Raw genomic sequence first — 16,180 nt, 5'->3', positions numbered from 1 at the left:
TCGTTAATTCTCCTTTTCAGTTTGAGTACCCAGAACTTCGTTAAATAGCGCTATCAATTCCTCCGATGGAGATTGGTCATTATTTCGATATCGGAAGTAATCAGAGAAATTTTCGTTAATACTTTTACTTCTTCTGGATATGGGTTCGTTTTGATAGGTAGCACTACTGTTTACTTCAGGAATGATATAGATAATACCCGGGTGGCTATCTTCAATACGTTTCTTTTCACCTTGTGTTAAAGATGTTTCTGAAACAAGTGTTAGTTCAACTAAACAATCTTGATTCACTGTAAGCCAATCAATAGCATCTGTAACAGAATGGAATTTTTTTCGTATTAATTTTTTTCCAGATTGGATGTTGATCGCTTTATAGACCGCCTCTTTGTGTGGCTCCAGCGTTACAATCACCACTTTTTTATCTTGCCTTGCTTCGGAAAAAGAATAGCAAAGTGGACTACTCGAATAGATAACTGGTGCACGATGTCCCCCCACTTCTTGGTAGCGATGCAGGTGACCTAAAGCTGTATATTGAATTTGAGGAGGAATACATTCCGTATAAACAGTATCTGCAAAACCAATACGCAAAGGTTTTTCGCCGTCTGGCTCCTCTAATACAGGACCTCCCTTTTTATTCATGTATAAATGTGAAACCAAAATATTAGCGCCTCGATCATCGCAGTATAAATCGGCCAGCGAACTCCATTTTTTACTTAAAACTTCATTGAGCCCGATCTGTTCATCTTCACCAAGATATTCTTTGAGTCGATGTTCGTTAGCAAAGGCAGTTATAATGAGACGAATTGGGAAATCATGACCTGGAAGCTTGATTTCAAGAAAACCGATATCTCCTTTAGTGATTTCAAATCCGCCCTCAACCTGATAAGGATTAAATTTCATGTTGGGTTTACCCGCGAAAATAATTCCGCAATCTCTCGCAAGGCTATCAGGAGCATCTACACGATCCGGTGAATCGTGATTCCCGGCAATGGCAATGACAGGTCTGGAACCATTTTTCGTTAAGCGTTTAAGTGTTTTATAAAGGAGCTCAATAGCTTCGACAGGTGGATTGAACGCATCGAACAGATCTCCAGCGACAATAACAAGATCAACTTGTTCTTGATCTGCTATCTGAACAATTTCATCCAGTACTTCTTTTTGTTCATCAAATCTGGAGAAATAATCCAATCGTTTACCCAAATGCCAATCGGCTGTATGTAAAATTTTTAGCGACATGTTTTACTTGTGAAAACTTAAAATTACCTCGAATTTTCTATAAAAAAGAAGTTAATTAATATTAATATCTATTTTGCTGATTCAGAATAAAATGTATTTTTGTTTCTTATGCATACGATAAACAATTCTCATAAACGTAATTTTTGGCTTTTAGGTATTATTTTCATGCTAATCTGTAGCATCTGGAATAATGAAGTATATGCCCAACTACAGGCGATTAAAGGGGAGACGACCTATCCTTTTTTATTGAATTTACCAGAAGAAGAACAGATCGATAATCTACCAGGCGATAAACAGCCCGTTTTGATATTTCTCCACGGAAGGAGTCTGTCGGGTACAAATCTTGATCGTGTTAAACGATATGGCGTACTTTATGCGATGAATAAAGGTCAGGAAGTTCCTGGTATCGTAATCGCTCCACAGTCACGAGGCGGATGGGATCCTGATAAAGTTATTGAGATTGTGGATTATGCTATCGAACATTATAACGCCGACCCGGATCGGGTATATATCTGCGGAATGAGTATGGGCGGATACGGCACAATGGATGTAGCAGGTAAATATCCAGATCGTATCGCAGCGGCAGTAGCTATATGTGGAGGTGGAAGTGTTAAGTATGCCGACAACCTAAGTCAGGTACCACTTTGGGTACAACATGGAAATCGTGATCGTGCTGTACCCATGTCAGAATCAAAAAAAATAGTCAATGCAATTAAGAAAGCAGATCCTGAAGCTGATGTAACGTTGACTATAATTCCAGGTGGTACACATGGGAGTGTGGAACGTCTTTTTCATCAAGATGAAATTTACGAATGGCTGTTCAAGCATACGAGGAAGGGATCCTAAACACCTAACTTGTTTTTTTGTTTTATTTAGAGATTAATATTACAAAACAGGTAAACTTTCAAAATTATTTTGCTCCAAAATGATCCATTATGACAATCGATTGCATTGTCTTTTTTGCAATTATTGAATGCATCAATTATAATAATTATAAAAACGAATGTTAATTTTTGTTAAAATTCTCAATTTATCAATTATTACTTATTTAAATAAAAAAGCATCCAATTGAAGACTCTTGTTATGAGTAGGTTAAGTTTTTGTTAAGTGCTTTCAATGTTAAATTCTCTTTATACTTTTGAGGCATATTTATAACAAAAATTTTCTTTATGAAAAGACCTTTACTCTTTTTTGCACTTGTATTAGCAAGTTATGGCACTATTCACGCTCAAGTAACAACAAGTAGCATGACTGGTTTAGTAACACAATCTGGTGGTCAAATTACTTCTGGAGCCACCATTAAAGCAGTCCATGTACCATCAGGAACAGCGTACACTGGATCTTCAAATTCAGCCGGTCGTTTTAATCTTCCTGCAATGCGTGTAGGAGGTCCTTACAAGGTAGAAATTACCTATGTAGGACAACAACCGATCGTTTATAATGATGTTTATATTCAATTGGGACAACCGTACATTATTAACGGTAAATTTGGTTCAGGCGAAACTATGCTTGATGAAGTTGCTGTTACAAGGACTAAAGGATCAAAAAACTTAAAAACTGGTGCCGAAACGTCTATTTCTAGAAAACAGTTAGAAAATTTACCTACTGTTTCACGCTCAATTGAAGATTTTACAAGATTGACACCACAAGCTGATGTAAAAGGACAATCGGTATCCATTGGTGGTATGAATAATAGGTTCAATCAGTTCACTATCGATGGAGCAGTTACGAATGATGTTTTTGGACTTAACTCAAATGGATTAAATGGAGGAGGAAGTGGTACCAATCCGATCTCTTTAGATGCCATTGAGCAGATGTCTGTTCAGGTGGCACCATTTGATGTTCGCTCAAGCGGATTTGCAGGGGGAGGAATTTCAGCGGTTACTAAGTCTGGAACCAATCAATTTCAAGGTTCAGTTTACCATTATTTTAGAAATCAAAGCTTAACAGGGAAAACTCCAAATGCTTTGCTAAAAGATAATGAAAAGGGGACAAGATTAGCTGATTTTTCTGAGAAAACTTATGGAGTACGTCTTGGAGGACCAATAGTTAGAGACAAATTATTCTTCTTTGTGAACTACGAGCATACAAAAAGCAAAACTCCAGAAAATTTTCAAGTTGGTTCAACCGGATCGAATTTACTAGAAGCCGATGCGCAACGTATTTATGATATTGCTCGGAATAAATATGGTTATGATGCAGGTTCTTTTACAGACCTAGTAGATGAAAATAAGTCCAATAAAATAATGACACGTTTGGACTGGAATATTGATGAAAAAAACAAACTTTCATTAAGATACAACTACGTAGACGGTACAGATGTTGGCAATACTCGAACAGCTACATCATTGACATTTGGTAATGGTGCTATATTAAAAGATTTTAAATCTAATGCCCTTACTTTAGAGTTAAGTAGCCGCATCAGTAATTCTTTAGCAAATAGTTTTATTGCAGGTTATTCACGAGTGAGAGATGCGAGAAGTTATAAGAATCCCTTATTTCCGAATGTTCGCATAAATGTCCCTAGACAAATTGATGTAAATGGAAAACCTACAACAGTAACAGGTAATTACTATTTGGGTACAGATCCATTTAGTAATATCAACCAATTGGATCAGGATGTCTACACATTATCTAATAATTTGACTTGGTATAAAGGACTTCACACTTTTACATTTGGTACACATAATGAATTCTACAAGATGTATAATGCTTATACAGGAAATTCGAATGGAGCATTTGTTTTCAGTGATTCTAAAGTAGGAGATGTAAATCCTGCAACAGGAAAACCTTATACAGCAATTGAGAATTTTGAACGTGGCATGGCCAATAGCATGCAATTCAGCTATAGTAATACTGATGATCCTCGCCAGGGTGCCAAATTCAATGCAGTTCAATTGGGATTCTATGTTCAAGATGAATTTCAAATGCAGGATAATTTAAAAATTACTGCAGGTGTACGTGTAGATATTCCAATTTATTTGGATAAACCATTGGAAAATACCGATTTTAACAACTCTATCCTAGCTAAGCAGTACGATGTTCAAACCAACCGCATGCCACGTCCTGCCTTGATGTTTTCTCCTAGAATAGGTTTTAACTGGGATGTGAATAGAGATCGCTCTACCATAGTACGTGGAGGAATGGGAATATTTACCTCTCGCGTTCCATTTGTATGGGCAGCAGGTGCCTTTACGCAAAGTGGAGCATTACTAGGTGGTAATAATCTTGGTAACGGTACCGATGCTAATGTTCCGTTTATTAGCGATGTCAATAAATTGCCTAAATATCAAGGAACTGTTACTCCATCCGGAAATATCACGGTACTTGACCGTAATTTAAAATTACCGCAGATTGCCCGCTTCTCAGGAGGAATAGATCAGGTGTTACCATATGGAATTAAGGGAACATTAGAATTTATATACTCGAAGAATTTAAGTGCATTTAATTTTAGGGATTTAAATTTAGAGAGACCAATTGGAACATTAGAAGGAGCGGATAACCGCCTCGTGTATGATGCCAATAATAATAACCGTCGTGTATTAGATAACTACAGTGAAGTTATCTATGTGAATAATGTCAATAAGGGCTATTCTTGGTCTACTACTGCGTCATTATCGAAAAGTTTCTTGTTCGGCTTAGATGCATCAGTAGCATATACCTATACAGCAGCGAAGGATTTAATTTCCGGAACTTCCTCTCAGAATCAATCAAATTGGTACCGGGTTGCTTCAGTAAATGGTTCAAATAATGTGACTCTTGCACACAATCCATTCAGTACAGGAAGTCGCGTGATAGGCTTTTTATCGTTCTCGAAAGAATATCTAAAACATCTAGGAACATCAGTATCTTTGGTTTATACAGGACAGTCAGGAGCTAGATTTTCTTATTTAGCAGGGGGTAATTTAACAGGTTACGCATCTTCTACAAGTAATCAGTTTAACTTAATGTATATCCCTAAAAATCAATCTGAGATCACGTTTGTTCAAAATGGAGATCAAACTCCACAGCAACAATGGGATGCGTTCAATGGCTTTATTGAATCAAATGATTATTTAAAATCCAGGAGAGGTCAATATGCCGAGAGAAATGCAGCTAGAACACCTTTCTCGCATAAATTTGATTTAAAGATCGTTCAAGACTTATTTACCAATATTGGTAATACAAAAAATAAATTACAGCTATCAGTTGATATCATGAATGTTGGGAACTTATTAAATAATGATTGGGGACAACAGTATACTGGATCTACCAGCTTCTGGGATAATAGCTTTGTACCAATTACATTCGCTGGATATGAGGGGACCACTAAGAAACCTACGTATAGATTAGCGAACGTTAATGGTAATGTACCTTATTATGTTCAAGATCTTTCTTCTAGATGGTCTGCTCAAGTTGGTATTCGTTATATCTTTAACTAATATAGGATCAAATTCTAAATAGCTTGAACTATATTTAACCATAAAAATCCTTATCTGTTTACTCAGATGGGGATTTTTTTTAGTATTATAACAATATTATTAAAACAGGTTGATTTCATTCTAGCCGATCTTTTGTTTGCTTTTAAATGTAAATTACAGCCCCTGTTATTATTAAATTAAAGTCTCCTTTTGGTTTTATTAAAGCATTTAAATCAGTAATGACATATTTTAGCCAGAAAATAGAGGGGATAGATCGTGTTTTACCTCGATGATGTCTCTAAAATGTAACAAGCATTTGTCAACGAATATAGTAGTAGAACAGTTTAACGCACTAGTACTATCAAACGATGGCTATAGTATATTTTAGACACGTTAAATTTTAGAAAAGAAGCAATCACAAAAGGTATACCATTCACATAAAAAAAGCTTAGCACATCCTATGCTAAGCTTTTTTATATCAATCTTAAAGATCCTCTAATTAACGTTTTACTTCTTTAGGCTTTCTAAACATAAAATAAAGTCCACCTAATATAAAAGGAATACTTAGAAGCTGTCCCATATTCAAAGCCATTCCTTGTTCAAATGCTTCCTGGTCAATTTTGAAACTTTCGAGGTAAAGTCGAGCAGAAAAAAGTAAGACAAAAAAGAGTCCCATTAATGCACCAGGTTTTTGCAACTTTTTATTTTTGAATAAATAAACAATAATAAAGAAGATGATGATATAGGCAATAGCTTCATAAAGTTGTCCTGGGTGACGAGGCACTTGATCTACATGATCAAAAACAATCGCCCATGGCTTATCGGTAGGCGTACCAATAATCTCCGAATTGAAAAAGTTACCCAAACGGATGAAGGCTCCTGCAATTGGTACAACCACTACCAGGCGGTCTGCCAGCCAAAGAAAGTTTGTTTTCGTTTTTCTGCAGAATAAGTATAATGCGACCAATATACCAATTGCGCCACCATGACTCGCTAAACCTGCAAATCCGGTCATTTGAAATTGACCATTTACAAATTTAAATGGTAACACCATTTCCCATAAATGATCTTTATAATAATCAAATTCATAAAATAGACAATGTCCTAATCTGGCGCCAATTAAAGTTCCTAGAAAGATATAAATACTCAATTGATCCAATAATTCTTGACTCTTATTTTCATTTCTGAATATTTTAAGCATGATCATATACGATACCGCAAATGCCGCTAACCAGCATAAAGCATAGTAACGAAGACCAAAAGTGCCAATTTTAAATATTTCAGGATCTAAATTCCAATGTATGACGCTGAATAAATTCTCCATATTGTCTATTAATTTTTTTACAAGCGTAAATATAATGTTTAAAATCATTTTCAGCTCATGATTGCATCGGAATAAAGCTAAAAAAGCAAGAAAAGTGCCCAATATGTGCACAGATGAAATAAATTCAATTTTTACTTTTGTGGTTACTATAATTTTTCATAATTTGACATCGGAAATAAAATTAGGAGCATGGCAGACAAGAAGAAGAAAGAAAATAAACATATTTCAATAGTAACAAAGGACTCGATTTCTTTTTTTGAAAAATATATTAATAATCCTTCACCAACTGGATTTGAATGGGAGGGACAGCGCTTATGGTTAGATTATTTAAAGCCATATGTGGACGAAACATTCACAGATAACTATGGTACTGCTGTAGGAGTTATCAACCCAGAAGCTGACTATAAAGTTGTTATAGAAGCACATGCTGATGAGATCTCCTGGTTCGTTAACTATATCACGAAGGATGGTTTAATTTATGTGATTCGCAATGGTGGTTCCGACCACCAGATCGCACCATCTAAAAAAGTGAATATCCATACTGATAAAGGTATTGTAAAGGCGGTATTCGGTTGGCCAGCAATTCATACACGTTCCGGAGAGAAAGAAGAAGCACCTACATTAAAAAATATCTTTTTAGATTGTGGTTGTATTTCCAAAGACGAAGTAGAAGCTTTAGGTATTCATGTAGGTTGTGTTATTACTTATGAAGATGAGTTCAGCATCCTCAACGATCGCTATTATGTAGGTCGTGCTATGGACAACCGTGCTGGTGGTTTTATGATAGCTGAAGTAGCGCGTTTACTCAAAGAAAATAAAAAGAAATTACCATTTGGTTTATATATCGTAAACTCTGTTCAAGAGGAAATCGGTCTACGTGGAGCTGAAATGATTGCACAGCGTATCAAACCAAATGTTGCGATCGTTACAGATGTGACACATGATACTCAGACTCCAATGATTAACAAGATTACACAGGGTGATTTATCATCTGGAGGAGGACCTGTATTATCTTATGCTCCGGCAGTTCAGATTAATTTAAACAAATTATTGGTTCAGGTAGCAGAAAAAAATGCAATTCCTTTCCAACGTCAAGCATCATCACGTTCTACAGGTACCGATACCGATGCATTTGCATACAGTAATGGAGGTGTGCCATCTGCATTGATTTCATTACCTTTACGCTACATGCATACTACTGTAGAGATGGTGCACAAAGAAGATGTCGACAATGTCATCCGCCTGATCTATGAAACATTATTGAATATTGAAGCAGGACAGGACTTTAGAACTTTTAGCAAATAATAAGAATAACATATATTAAATACTTATAATAAATTTTATGGAAAATAATCAAAATCAAAACGAATTGAGTATCGAGTTGACAGAAGAAGTAGCAGAAGGAATCTACTCAAATCTAGCGATCATTACACATTCAAACACAGAGTTTGTGATTGACTTCGTACGTGTAATGCCAGGTGTGCCGAAAGCTAAAGTGAAATCTAGAATCGTTTTGACACCAGAACATGCTAAACGTTTGTTAGGTGCATTACAAGATAATGTTATTCGCTTTGACGCTATTGCTGCTGGAAACCAAACTGCTGATGCGGAAGTAATCGGTGGTGATCCAACTGTTGCGTTCCCATTTGGTGGAACAACTGGTCAAGCGTAATTTTTCGCATTGTAAAATGCAATAAATAAGCTTCTACAAAAGAGCTAAAGCCGTAGGTTTTAGCTCTTTTTCTTTTATATCGCATGAACTGTGCTTTTAGGCTTGAATTTTGTTTAAATTTAGATAACTAAAATTATATTATATGGATATTCAAGTCAGGAACTTGACGAAGAAAGATTATGTTGATTTGAGAAGGTCAATGACCGAAGCTTACCAAGGAGTAGGAGATGTCTGGACAAGAGAAAATATTGTCGATTTAATTGATATGTTTCCTGAAGGACAATTATGTGTAGAAATCGACGGTCATGTTGTAGCTTGCGCACTTTCCATCATTTTAAACTCAAAAAAAAGTAATATATACGATAGTTATTATGAAATTATTGATGACGGAAAATTTTCAAAACATACCAGCGATGGCGACACACTCTATGGTATAGAAGTCTTTGTACATCCAGATCATCGTGCATTAAGATTAGGAAGGCGCTTATATGATGCACGTAAAGAACTGTGTGAGCAGATGAATTTAAAATCTATCGTAGCAGGAGGAAGGATCCCCAATTATCACAATTATTCAGATAAAATGAGTCCAAGGACATATATTGAAAAAGTGAAACGTAAAGAAATTTTCGATCCAACGTTAACCTTTCAATTGTCCAATGATTTTCATGTCAAAAAGATATTGAAGCATTACCTTCCCGAAGATTCAGAATCGATGGAGTTTGCAACCCTATTGGAGTGGAATAATATCTATTACGAATCAGAAACACGTTCTATTTCTACCACCAAACAAACCATTCGATTAGGTTTAGTACAGTGGCAAATGCGTTTATTTGACAATATTGATGCCTTTTTTGATCAAATTGAATTCTTTGTTGATACCGTGAGCGATTATGGAACAGATTTTATTATGTTTCCAGAATTTTTCAATTCACCATTAATGAGTCCGTATAATGAATTGCCTGAAAGGTTGGCAATGGAAAAACTAGCAGAGAAGACATCAGAAATTATTGATAAAATCCAACAATTTGCTGTTTCCTATAATGTCAATATCATTGCTGGCTCCATGCCCATTATGGAAAATAAGAAACTATATAATATATCTTACCTCTGTCACCGGAACGGTAAACTGGATTCATTTAAAAAGATTCACATTACTTCCAATGAAAGTAAATATTATGGAATGACCGGAGGTAATGAAGTGAAAGTATTTGATACAGATTGTGGGAAAGTAGGTTTACTGATTTGTTATGATGTTGAGTTTCCAGAATTGAGCCGTATTCTAGCCGATCAAGGAATGCAGATCTTATTTGTACCCTTTATGACAGACACACAGAATGGCTACATCCGTGTTAGAACCTGTGCACAGGCTCGCGCAATTGAGAATGAATGTTATGTGGCTATTGCCGGATCTGTAGGAAATTTACCTCGGGTCAATAATATGGATATACAATATTCACAATCGGCCGTATTTACACCTTCGGATTTTGCCTTTCCAAATAATGCGATAAAAGCAGAGGCTACGCCAAACACCGAGATGGTGCTAATTGCAGATGTCGATTTATATGCACTTCGTGACCTGCATGAATATGGAACCGTCAAGGTGATGAAGGATCGACGAAAGGATCTTTATGAAGTAAAATTGTTAAAATAACGATATTAAAAAAGGGATTTAATGAATTAAATCCCTTTTTTAATATCGTTAACCTTGAATGTTATTTTTGCAATTTAACATTTACGGCATTCATACCTTTCAATCCTTTTTCAGTTTCAAAAGTTACTTTGTCGTTTTCTTTAACAGCATCAATCAGACCATTAACGTGGAAAAATATTTTATCCTGAGTCTTGAGATCACGAATGAAACCAAAACCTTTGTCTGTATTGTAAAAATTCACAATACCAGATTTGATTAAATCCTCAGGGTTTGCTTCATATTTAGCAGTTGATATCGCGATATCTTCTACGTTAATTTTTGTTTTTTTTGTTGGATCAGGAGGAGTAGAAGTTATATTTCCATATTCATCGACATAAACAAACATTTCTTCTAAACTTTTACCTTTATCGGTATTGTTTTTTCGTTCTTCTTTCTTTTGTTCCTTATCTTGTTTCTTTTTTAACTTTTTCTTCTCTTTTTCTTTTTTGCTAAAACTTTCTGAACTACTCATTTATTTATTTAAAATTAATATTAAACCATATTAAACTACTCAATTTATAGCAGTTTAAGTAAACAAAAGTCAGCGCATTAAATAAATTCAAAGGTGAAAGCCATATCTCGAATTAAGATAAAATTGATATGTTTTAAAACGTAAGGACTCTGCTTAATGACACAAATATACTAAAAAATAGTGAATATTATATATTATTCATAAAAATTACAATTTAATTTAGACTAGGAGACTGTGGAAAATTAACCACATGAGCATACTTGGGCCCCAGGCTCATAACAGACTGTTTCCAAAGTAGTTCTGTGTCTTTTTCAAACACCAATCCCGTTGAAAACTTGTTCTGTACAGCCCAGCTATTTTCCTTAATTTCTTTATCTAACTGCTCTGGTTGCCAGCCCGAATACCCTAAGAAAAACTTGACTTCATCTTCTTTTATCTTATGATCATTAATAAGTGAAAATAGCAATTCTGGATCTCCGCCGAAATAGATATTTTCACGAATTTCGTCACCACTTAACAATAAGTCAAATCTTGAGTGGATAAAAAATACCTCGTTTTGTGCTACAGGTCCACCAATATGTAGTGGAAATGTGCAATTCGCTATTTTTTCAACCAAATCACCAATACAGCCAACAACCTTATGATTTAGAATAAATCCTAAAGTACCTTCTTTTTCATTATGATTACACAATAAAATCACAGATCTTTCGAAGTGCGGGTCGAGCATAAAAGGTTCAGATATTAATAAACAGCCAGCCTTTGGGTCAAGTTCGTTAAACATTGCGATACATATTAGACTTATTATACAATAAAATTAATGCCAAAGTCATTTTGCAGATTAATTTATACTAGATTAGTCGATAAAAATAAGTGAATTTAGTATGTTTGTGACATACAAAAAATCAAAGTCATGGCAATCGAACATAAAGATATTGCCGCTATTCGACAAGATTATGCATTAGGTAATCTGTGTGAAAGCGAAGTAAGCAATGATCCTTTAGTGCAATTTGAAAGATGGTTTAACGAAGCTGTTCATAGTGAGGTTCTTGAACCCAATGCAATGGTCTTATCAACCGTAGGAGAGTTTTCCCTACCTTCTTCCAGAATTGTTTTGCTTAAAGATCTTAAAGAGAACGGTTTTAGTTTTTTTACAAATTTTAATAGCCGTAAAGGAACAGAAATGGATGCTAATCCTCATGTTGCCGTACTATTTTTCTGGCCAGAATTGCAACGTCAGGTACGCATTGAAGGATTGATAGAAAAATTACCAGTAGAAGACTCTGATGAATATTTTCAGTCAAGACCAAAAGGAAGCCGTATTGGCGCTATTGCTTCACCTCAAAGTGATACCATTCCAAACCGTACTTTTTTAGAAGAAAGAGTGGCAGGTCTAACAGAAGAATTTAAAGACCAGGAGCAAGTACCTCGTCCCGAATTTTGGGGAGGATACTTAATTAAACCACTATATATGGAGTTCTGGCAAGGGCGTTCAAGCCGCCTGCATGATCGGATTGCTTTTCAGAAAGTTTCAGATTCATGGAAAATAACCCGTTTAGCACCATAGTATATGAATATACAGGAAATTTCAAAATCAATAATTGCGCAGTTCGGGGAAGAGGCTATCGAAAAGATTGAGGAATCGGGTTTGCAGTCTGCTTTATTTGTTAATATATCATTTCTAGAACAAATCTGTTACTACCTGAGGGATCAAGAAGGCTTCTATTTTGATTTTTTAAATAATATTGCGGCAGTTGATTTAGGTGATGCTGGATTTTTGGTAACTTATCATATGACCTCTATACCATACCAACATACTTTGGTGTTAAAAGTTGCCGTTGCTAATGATCGTGATTTACAGCAATTACCCGAAGTACCATCATTAGCCGCAGTGTGGAAAACTGCAGATTGGCATGAAAGGGAAGCTTTTGATCTCATGGGTATATTTTTCACGAATCATCCTGATCTTAGACGTATTCTACTCCCTGATGACTGGGAAGGATACCCCTTAAGAAAGGATTATCAAGACCCTGAAAGTTATCATGGCATAGCAATTAAATAAAATAAGAACTGGATAACCAAAAATATGTCGCATACGAAGTATACTGCAGCTTTAGAAAAATACCAACAACATTTAGATAGCATTGGCTCTCAAGAAATGATTATTAATATGGGCCCGCAACATCCATCTACCCATGGCGTGCTTCGGCTTCAATTGATTACAGATGGAGAGCTTGTAAAAGAAGTCATTCCACATTTAGGCTATTTGCATCGCTGTTTTGATAAACATGCGGAATCAATGAATTATGGTAAAAGTATTCCATTTACAGATCGTCTGGATTATTTATCATCGATGAATAATAGCCATGCATTTGTAATGGGGGTAGAGCGCATGCTCGGTATCGACGATAAAATACCAAAAAGAGTTGAATATATACGTGTTCTGGTCTGCGAATTAAATAGAATAGCATCGCACTTAATTGGTATCGGTACCTATGGAATTGATATAGGTGCATTTACGCCGTTTATGTGGTGTTTTAGAGATCGGGAGCATATCATGAATATGCTTGAATGGGTATCCGGTTCACGCATGCTCTATAATTACATTTGGGTTGGAGGCTTATTTTACGATTTACCGGTAGGTTTTGAAGAAAGGTGTGCTGAATTTGTAACTTATTTTAAACCAAAATTGGTCGAACTCGATGAACTGTTGACCGAGAACCAGATTTTCATATCCCGAACAGCAAATATTGGTGTGTTGCCTGCAGATGTCGCGATCAATTATGGTGTTTCTGGTCCGATGTTAAGAGCTTCAGGAATCAAATGGGATCTGAGAAGAATTGACGGTTATTCTGTTTATCCAGAAATTGATTTCGAAATCCCTGTTGGAAAAGGAGAGATGGGAGCGCTCGGAGATTGCTGGGACCGATACAAAATCCGGGTCGATGAAGTAAAAGAATCTGTTAAGATTATCGAACAATGTTTGGAAAGACTATTAAAAGAATTTCCGCGTACAGATACATTTGACCCACGAGCACTTGTACCTAAAAAGGTGAATTTAAAAGCACAGGACTATTATGTAAGAGCAGAAAATCCGAAAGGTGAATTAGGATTTTACTTTGTAACACAAGAAAAGACAGACATTCCTAAGCGTGTGAAAGCAAGAGGTCCGAGTTTTAACAATCTTTCCGTTTTACCTGAATTAGGAAAAGGAACCTTAATTGCGGATCTGATCGCTATATTGGGTTCTATGGACATCGTATTAGGCGAAGTCGATCGCTAATCGCTGTATTTGTAATTTTTGTGTTATCAAGACGCATCAACCCGCAAATTAGTTTGGTTTACCATTCCTTTATCCTATATTTGTAGTCTCATAATTTAAGTTTATAATTGGTTAATAAAAGTCTGCTATTGCAAAATAGTGGACTTTTTTATTTTGCAGAACACCTCATTATACCAATTAAACGCACGTCAAAATCCCAATAAAATTAGTAACTTTACCACACACAAAATGTTTTTAAAGTGGCCGATAGTTTAGTTATCATACCTACATATAACGAGAAAGAGAATATTGAAAAAATAATTCGCAAAGTATGCTCACTCTCAGTACCTTTTCATATTTTAATCGTTGATGATGGTTCTCCAGATGGGACTGCACAAATCGTAAAATCGCTTGAAGCGGAATTCAGAGGACGTTTGTTCATTGAGGAACGCAAAGGGAAATTAGGACTTGGCACTGCTTATATCCATGGTTTTAAATGGGCATTAGCACGAGAATATGAGTTTATTTTTGAAATGGACGCAGATTTTAGCCATAATCCAGAAGATCTAATTCGTTTAAGACAAAGTTGCTTAGATGGTGCAGATATGAGTATCGGATCTCGTTATATCAAAGGGGTCAATGTCGTTAATTGGCCGATGAATAGGGTTTTGATGTCCTATTTCGCATCTGTTTATGTACGGTTTATCACCGGAATCAATATCCAAGATGCTACAGCCGGTTTTGTGTGTTTTAGACGGAAAGTTCTTGAGCGTATACCGCTTGATAAAATTCGATTTGTGGGCTATGCCTTTCAGATAGAAATGAAATTTACGGCGATACAATATAAGTTTAATGTGGTCGAAGTACCGATTATTTTTACAGACCGGACAGAAGGTACTTCAAAAATGAGTACCAGTATTTTTAAAGAAGCTTTTTTTGGTGTTATTCAACTAAAGATTTCAAGTTGGACGCGAAAGTATAATTAAATTGAAGAAAGGAAAGCGTAAATGAATGAACACTTAGATCCAAATGCGGAAAACTTAAGTCATACAGACAGAGACATTGAACGTGTATTGCGACCTCAGGCTTTTGAGGACTTTACGGGACAGGAGAAAATTTTAGAGAATCTTAATATTTTTGTTAAGGCTGCAAAATTAAGAGGCGAGTCTTTGGATCATGTATTACTTCATGGCCCCCCAGGATTGGGTAAAACGACACTTTCCAATATTATCGCCAATGAGATGGGCGTAGGTATTAAAATTACTTCAGGACCCGTTCTGGATAAACCCGGTGACCTGGCGGGATTACTGACCAATCTGGAAGAGGGTGACGTCTTGTTTATAGATGAAATCCACCGGTTAAGCCCGATTGTTGAAGAATACCTCTATTCAGCAATGGAAGACTTCAAGATCGATATCATGTTGGAGACCGGACCAAATGCACGATCTGTGCAAATATCGCTTAACCCATTCACCTTAATTGGAGCAACAACACGTTCAGGACTATTAACATCTCCATTACGTGCGCGATTTGGGATTAATGCGCGATTACAATATTACGACGTTAAGTTATTGACCACCATAGTACTGAGATCTGCAGATATCCTAAAAACACCCATTACAGATGAAGGTGCCTATGAAATTGCAAGAAGAAGCAGAGGAACACCGCGTATAGCCAATGCCCTGTTGAGAAGAACACGGGATTTTGCACAAATAAAAGGAACAGGTTCTATTGAGCGAGAGATAGCAAAATATGCACTTAATGCCCTAAACGTGGATGAAAATGGTTTGGATGAAATGGATAATCGTATTCTGACCACCATCATAGATAAATTCAAAGGAGGTCCTGTTGGTTTAAAAACCATTGCTACTGCCGTAGGAGAAGATGAAGGTACAATTGAAGAAGTTTATGAACCTTTTCTTATTCAAGAAGGTTATTTAATGCGAACTTCGAGAGGGAGAGAATGTACTGAAGCTGCTTTTAGACACCTAGGGCGAGCATATTCACATAAAGGTAATACACTATTTTAGTGCTAGAGTTATCTGAAAAATAGTAATTAAATGCTATGATGATGGTGGACATCTCTTAAATCTTGAAGATAAGAGAGCGAAAGCAAGTCATAGCATTTTA

The 16,180-nt window shown here is 36.0% G+C and carries 14 protein-coding genes; 10 read left to right on the top strand and 4 right to left on the bottom strand.

The features are described 5' to 3' along the window. Nucleotides 1–3: 3 nt before the first annotated feature. Entirely contained in the window at nucleotides 4–1,233 is a 1,230-nt protein-coding gene (locus HCX49_RS07005) for an exonuclease SbcCD subunit D (RefSeq protein ID WP_168126604.1), read from the bottom strand. Nucleotides 1,234–1,398: 165 nt separating this feature from the next. On the opposite strand from HCX49_RS07005, the gene HCX49_RS07000 reads away from it, so the two are divergent. Together HCX49_RS07000 and HCX49_RS06995 are read left to right on the top strand one after the other, a co-directional pair. Further along, entirely contained in the window at nucleotides 1,399–2,079 is a 681-nt protein-coding gene (locus HCX49_RS07000) for a prolyl oligopeptidase family serine peptidase (RefSeq protein WP_168126603.1), read from the top strand. 323 nt (nucleotides 2,080–2,402) lie between these two features. Then, a complete protein-coding gene (locus tag HCX49_RS06995) occupies nucleotides 2,403–5,654 on the top strand; it encodes a carboxypeptidase regulatory-like domain-containing protein (RefSeq protein ID WP_168126602.1) in 3,252 nt (1,083 codons plus the stop codon). Between the two features lie 478 nt (nucleotides 5,655–6,132). On the opposite strand, the gene lgt is transcribed toward HCX49_RS06995, so the two are convergent. Next, nucleotides 6,133–6,957 carry a prolipoprotein diacylglyceryl transferase gene (lgt, locus tag HCX49_RS06990; protein ID WP_168126601.1) on the bottom strand — a complete coding sequence of 275 codons (825 nt, stop codon included), beginning with the start codon at nucleotides 6,955–6,957 and terminating at the stop codon, nucleotides 6,133–6,135. Between the two features lie 189 nt (nucleotides 6,958–7,146). On the opposite strand from lgt, the gene HCX49_RS06985 reads away from it, so the two are divergent. The 3 genes from HCX49_RS06985 to HCX49_RS06975 all read left to right on the top strand — a co-directional run bounded on the left by HCX49_RS06985 (nucleotide 7,147) and on the right by HCX49_RS06975 (nucleotide 10,280). Further along, nucleotides 7,147–8,262, top strand: a complete 1,116-nt coding sequence (locus HCX49_RS06985; RefSeq protein WP_021188226.1) for a M42 family metallopeptidase — start codon at nucleotides 7,147–7,149, stop codon at nucleotides 8,260–8,262. 37 nt (nucleotides 8,263–8,299) lie between these two features. Continuing rightward, the gene (locus HCX49_RS06980) at nucleotides 8,300–8,629 is read left to right on the top strand and encodes a DUF3467 domain-containing protein (RefSeq protein WP_021188225.1); all 330 of its coding nucleotides are present in this window, start codon (nucleotides 8,300–8,302) and stop codon (nucleotides 8,627–8,629) included. A 142-nt stretch (nucleotides 8,630–8,771) separates the two neighbouring features. Next, nucleotides 8,772–10,280 carry a carbon-nitrogen hydrolase family protein gene (locus HCX49_RS06975; RefSeq protein WP_168126599.1) on the top strand — a complete coding sequence of 503 codons (1,509 nt, stop codon included), beginning with the start codon at nucleotides 8,772–8,774 and terminating at the stop codon, nucleotides 10,278–10,280. A 61-nt stretch (nucleotides 10,281–10,341) separates the two neighbouring features. Here HCX49_RS06975 and HCX49_RS06970 read toward each other — a convergent pair whose 3' ends face one another. Both HCX49_RS06970 and HCX49_RS06965 read right to left on the bottom strand, forming a co-directional pair. Next, the gene (locus HCX49_RS06970) at nucleotides 10,342–10,791 is read right to left on the bottom strand and encodes a cold-shock protein (protein WP_021188224.1); all 450 of its coding nucleotides are present in this window, start codon (nucleotides 10,789–10,791) and stop codon (nucleotides 10,342–10,344) included. A 214-nt stretch (nucleotides 10,792–11,005) separates the two neighbouring features. Next, complete coding sequence (locus tag HCX49_RS06965) at nucleotides 11,006–11,572, bottom strand: YqgE/AlgH family protein (protein WP_021188223.1); 567 nt, start codon at nucleotides 11,570–11,572, stop codon at nucleotides 11,006–11,008. A 129-nt stretch (nucleotides 11,573–11,701) separates the two neighbouring features. Here HCX49_RS06965 and pdxH point away from each other — a divergent pair, with 129 nt between their 5' ends. From pdxH to ruvB, 5 genes are all read left to right on the top strand, one after another. Further along, nucleotides 11,702–12,355 carry a pyridoxamine 5'-phosphate oxidase gene (gene pdxH, locus HCX49_RS06960; protein WP_021188222.1) on the top strand — a complete coding sequence of 218 codons (654 nt, stop codon included), beginning with the start codon at nucleotides 11,702–11,704 and terminating at the stop codon, nucleotides 12,353–12,355. Nucleotides 12,356–12,358: 3 nt separating this feature from the next. Continuing rightward, nucleotides 12,359–12,850: an NADH-quinone oxidoreductase subunit C gene (locus HCX49_RS06955; protein WP_168126598.1), complete on the top strand. Its 492-nt coding sequence runs from the start codon at nucleotides 12,359–12,361 to the stop codon at nucleotides 12,848–12,850. Nucleotides 12,851–12,874: 24 nt separating this feature from the next. Next, nucleotides 12,875–14,071, top strand: a complete 1,197-nt coding sequence (locus tag HCX49_RS06950) for an NADH-quinone oxidoreductase subunit D (RefSeq protein ID WP_132768242.1) — start codon at nucleotides 12,875–12,877, stop codon at nucleotides 14,069–14,071. 239 nt (nucleotides 14,072–14,310) lie between these two features. Continuing rightward, on the top strand, nucleotides 14,311–15,036 hold the full coding sequence (locus tag HCX49_RS06945) for a polyprenol monophosphomannose synthase (protein WP_132768240.1): 726 nt from the start codon (nucleotides 14,311–14,313) through the stop codon (nucleotides 15,034–15,036). A gap of 21 nt (nucleotides 15,037–15,057) precedes the next feature. After that, nucleotides 15,058–16,080 carry a Holliday junction branch migration DNA helicase RuvB gene (gene ruvB, locus HCX49_RS06940; RefSeq protein ID WP_021188218.1) on the top strand — a complete coding sequence of 341 codons (1,023 nt, stop codon included), beginning with the start codon at nucleotides 15,058–15,060 and terminating at the stop codon, nucleotides 16,078–16,080. Nucleotides 16,081–16,180: the final 100 nt, after the last annotated feature.

The organism is Sphingobacterium sp. B16(2022) (assembly GCF_012030425.1).
Taxonomy (GTDB): domain Bacteria; phylum Bacteroidota; class Bacteroidia; order Sphingobacteriales; family Sphingobacteriaceae; genus Sphingobacterium; species Sphingobacterium anhuiense.
Note: the sequence above shows the minus strand (reverse complement) of the source record. Positions and strands in the feature narration are given on the sequence as shown.

What these genes read in the sequence shown, in the direction of transcription:
- HCX49_RS07000 (WP_168126603.1), top strand. Translation starts at nt 1,399, where the DNA reads ATGCTAATCTGTAGCATCTGGAATAATGAAGTATATGCCCAACTACAG.
- HCX49_RS06970 (WP_021188224.1), bottom strand. Translation starts at nt 10,791, where the DNA reads ATGAGTAGTTCAGAAAGTTTTAGCAAAAAAGAAAAAGAGAAGAAAAAG.
- HCX49_RS06965 (WP_021188223.1), bottom strand. Translation starts at nt 11,572, where the DNA reads ATGTTTAACGAACTTGACCCAAAGGCTGGCTGTTTATTAATATCTGAA.
- ruvB (WP_021188218.1), top strand. Translation starts at nt 15,058, where the DNA reads ATGAATGAACACTTAGATCCAAATGCGGAAAACTTAAGTCATACAGAC.
- lgt (WP_168126601.1), bottom strand. Translation starts at nt 6,957, where the DNA reads ATGGAGAATTTATTCAGCGTCATACATTGGAATTTAGATCCTGAAATA.
- HCX49_RS06980 (WP_021188225.1), top strand. Translation starts at nt 8,300, where the DNA reads ATGGAAAATAATCAAAATCAAAACGAATTGAGTATCGAGTTGACAGAA.
- HCX49_RS06985 (WP_021188226.1), top strand. Translation starts at nt 7,147, where the DNA reads ATGGCAGACAAGAAGAAGAAAGAAAATAAACATATTTCAATAGTAACA.
- pdxH (WP_021188222.1), top strand. Translation starts at nt 11,702, where the DNA reads ATGGCAATCGAACATAAAGATATTGCCGCTATTCGACAAGATTATGCA.
- HCX49_RS06995 (WP_168126602.1), top strand. Translation starts at nt 2,403, where the DNA reads ATGAAAAGACCTTTACTCTTTTTTGCACTTGTATTAGCAAGTTATGGC.
- HCX49_RS06950 (WP_132768242.1), top strand. Translation starts at nt 12,875, where the DNA reads ATGTCGCATACGAAGTATACTGCAGCTTTAGAAAAATACCAACAACAT.
- HCX49_RS07005 (WP_168126604.1), bottom strand. Translation starts at nt 1,233, where the DNA reads ATGTCGCTAAAAATTTTACATACAGCCGATTGGCATTTGGGTAAACGA.
- HCX49_RS06955 (WP_168126598.1), top strand. Translation starts at nt 12,359, where the DNA reads ATGAATATACAGGAAATTTCAAAATCAATAATTGCGCAGTTCGGGGAA.
- HCX49_RS06975 (WP_168126599.1), top strand. Translation starts at nt 8,772, where the DNA reads ATGGATATTCAAGTCAGGAACTTGACGAAGAAAGATTATGTTGATTTG.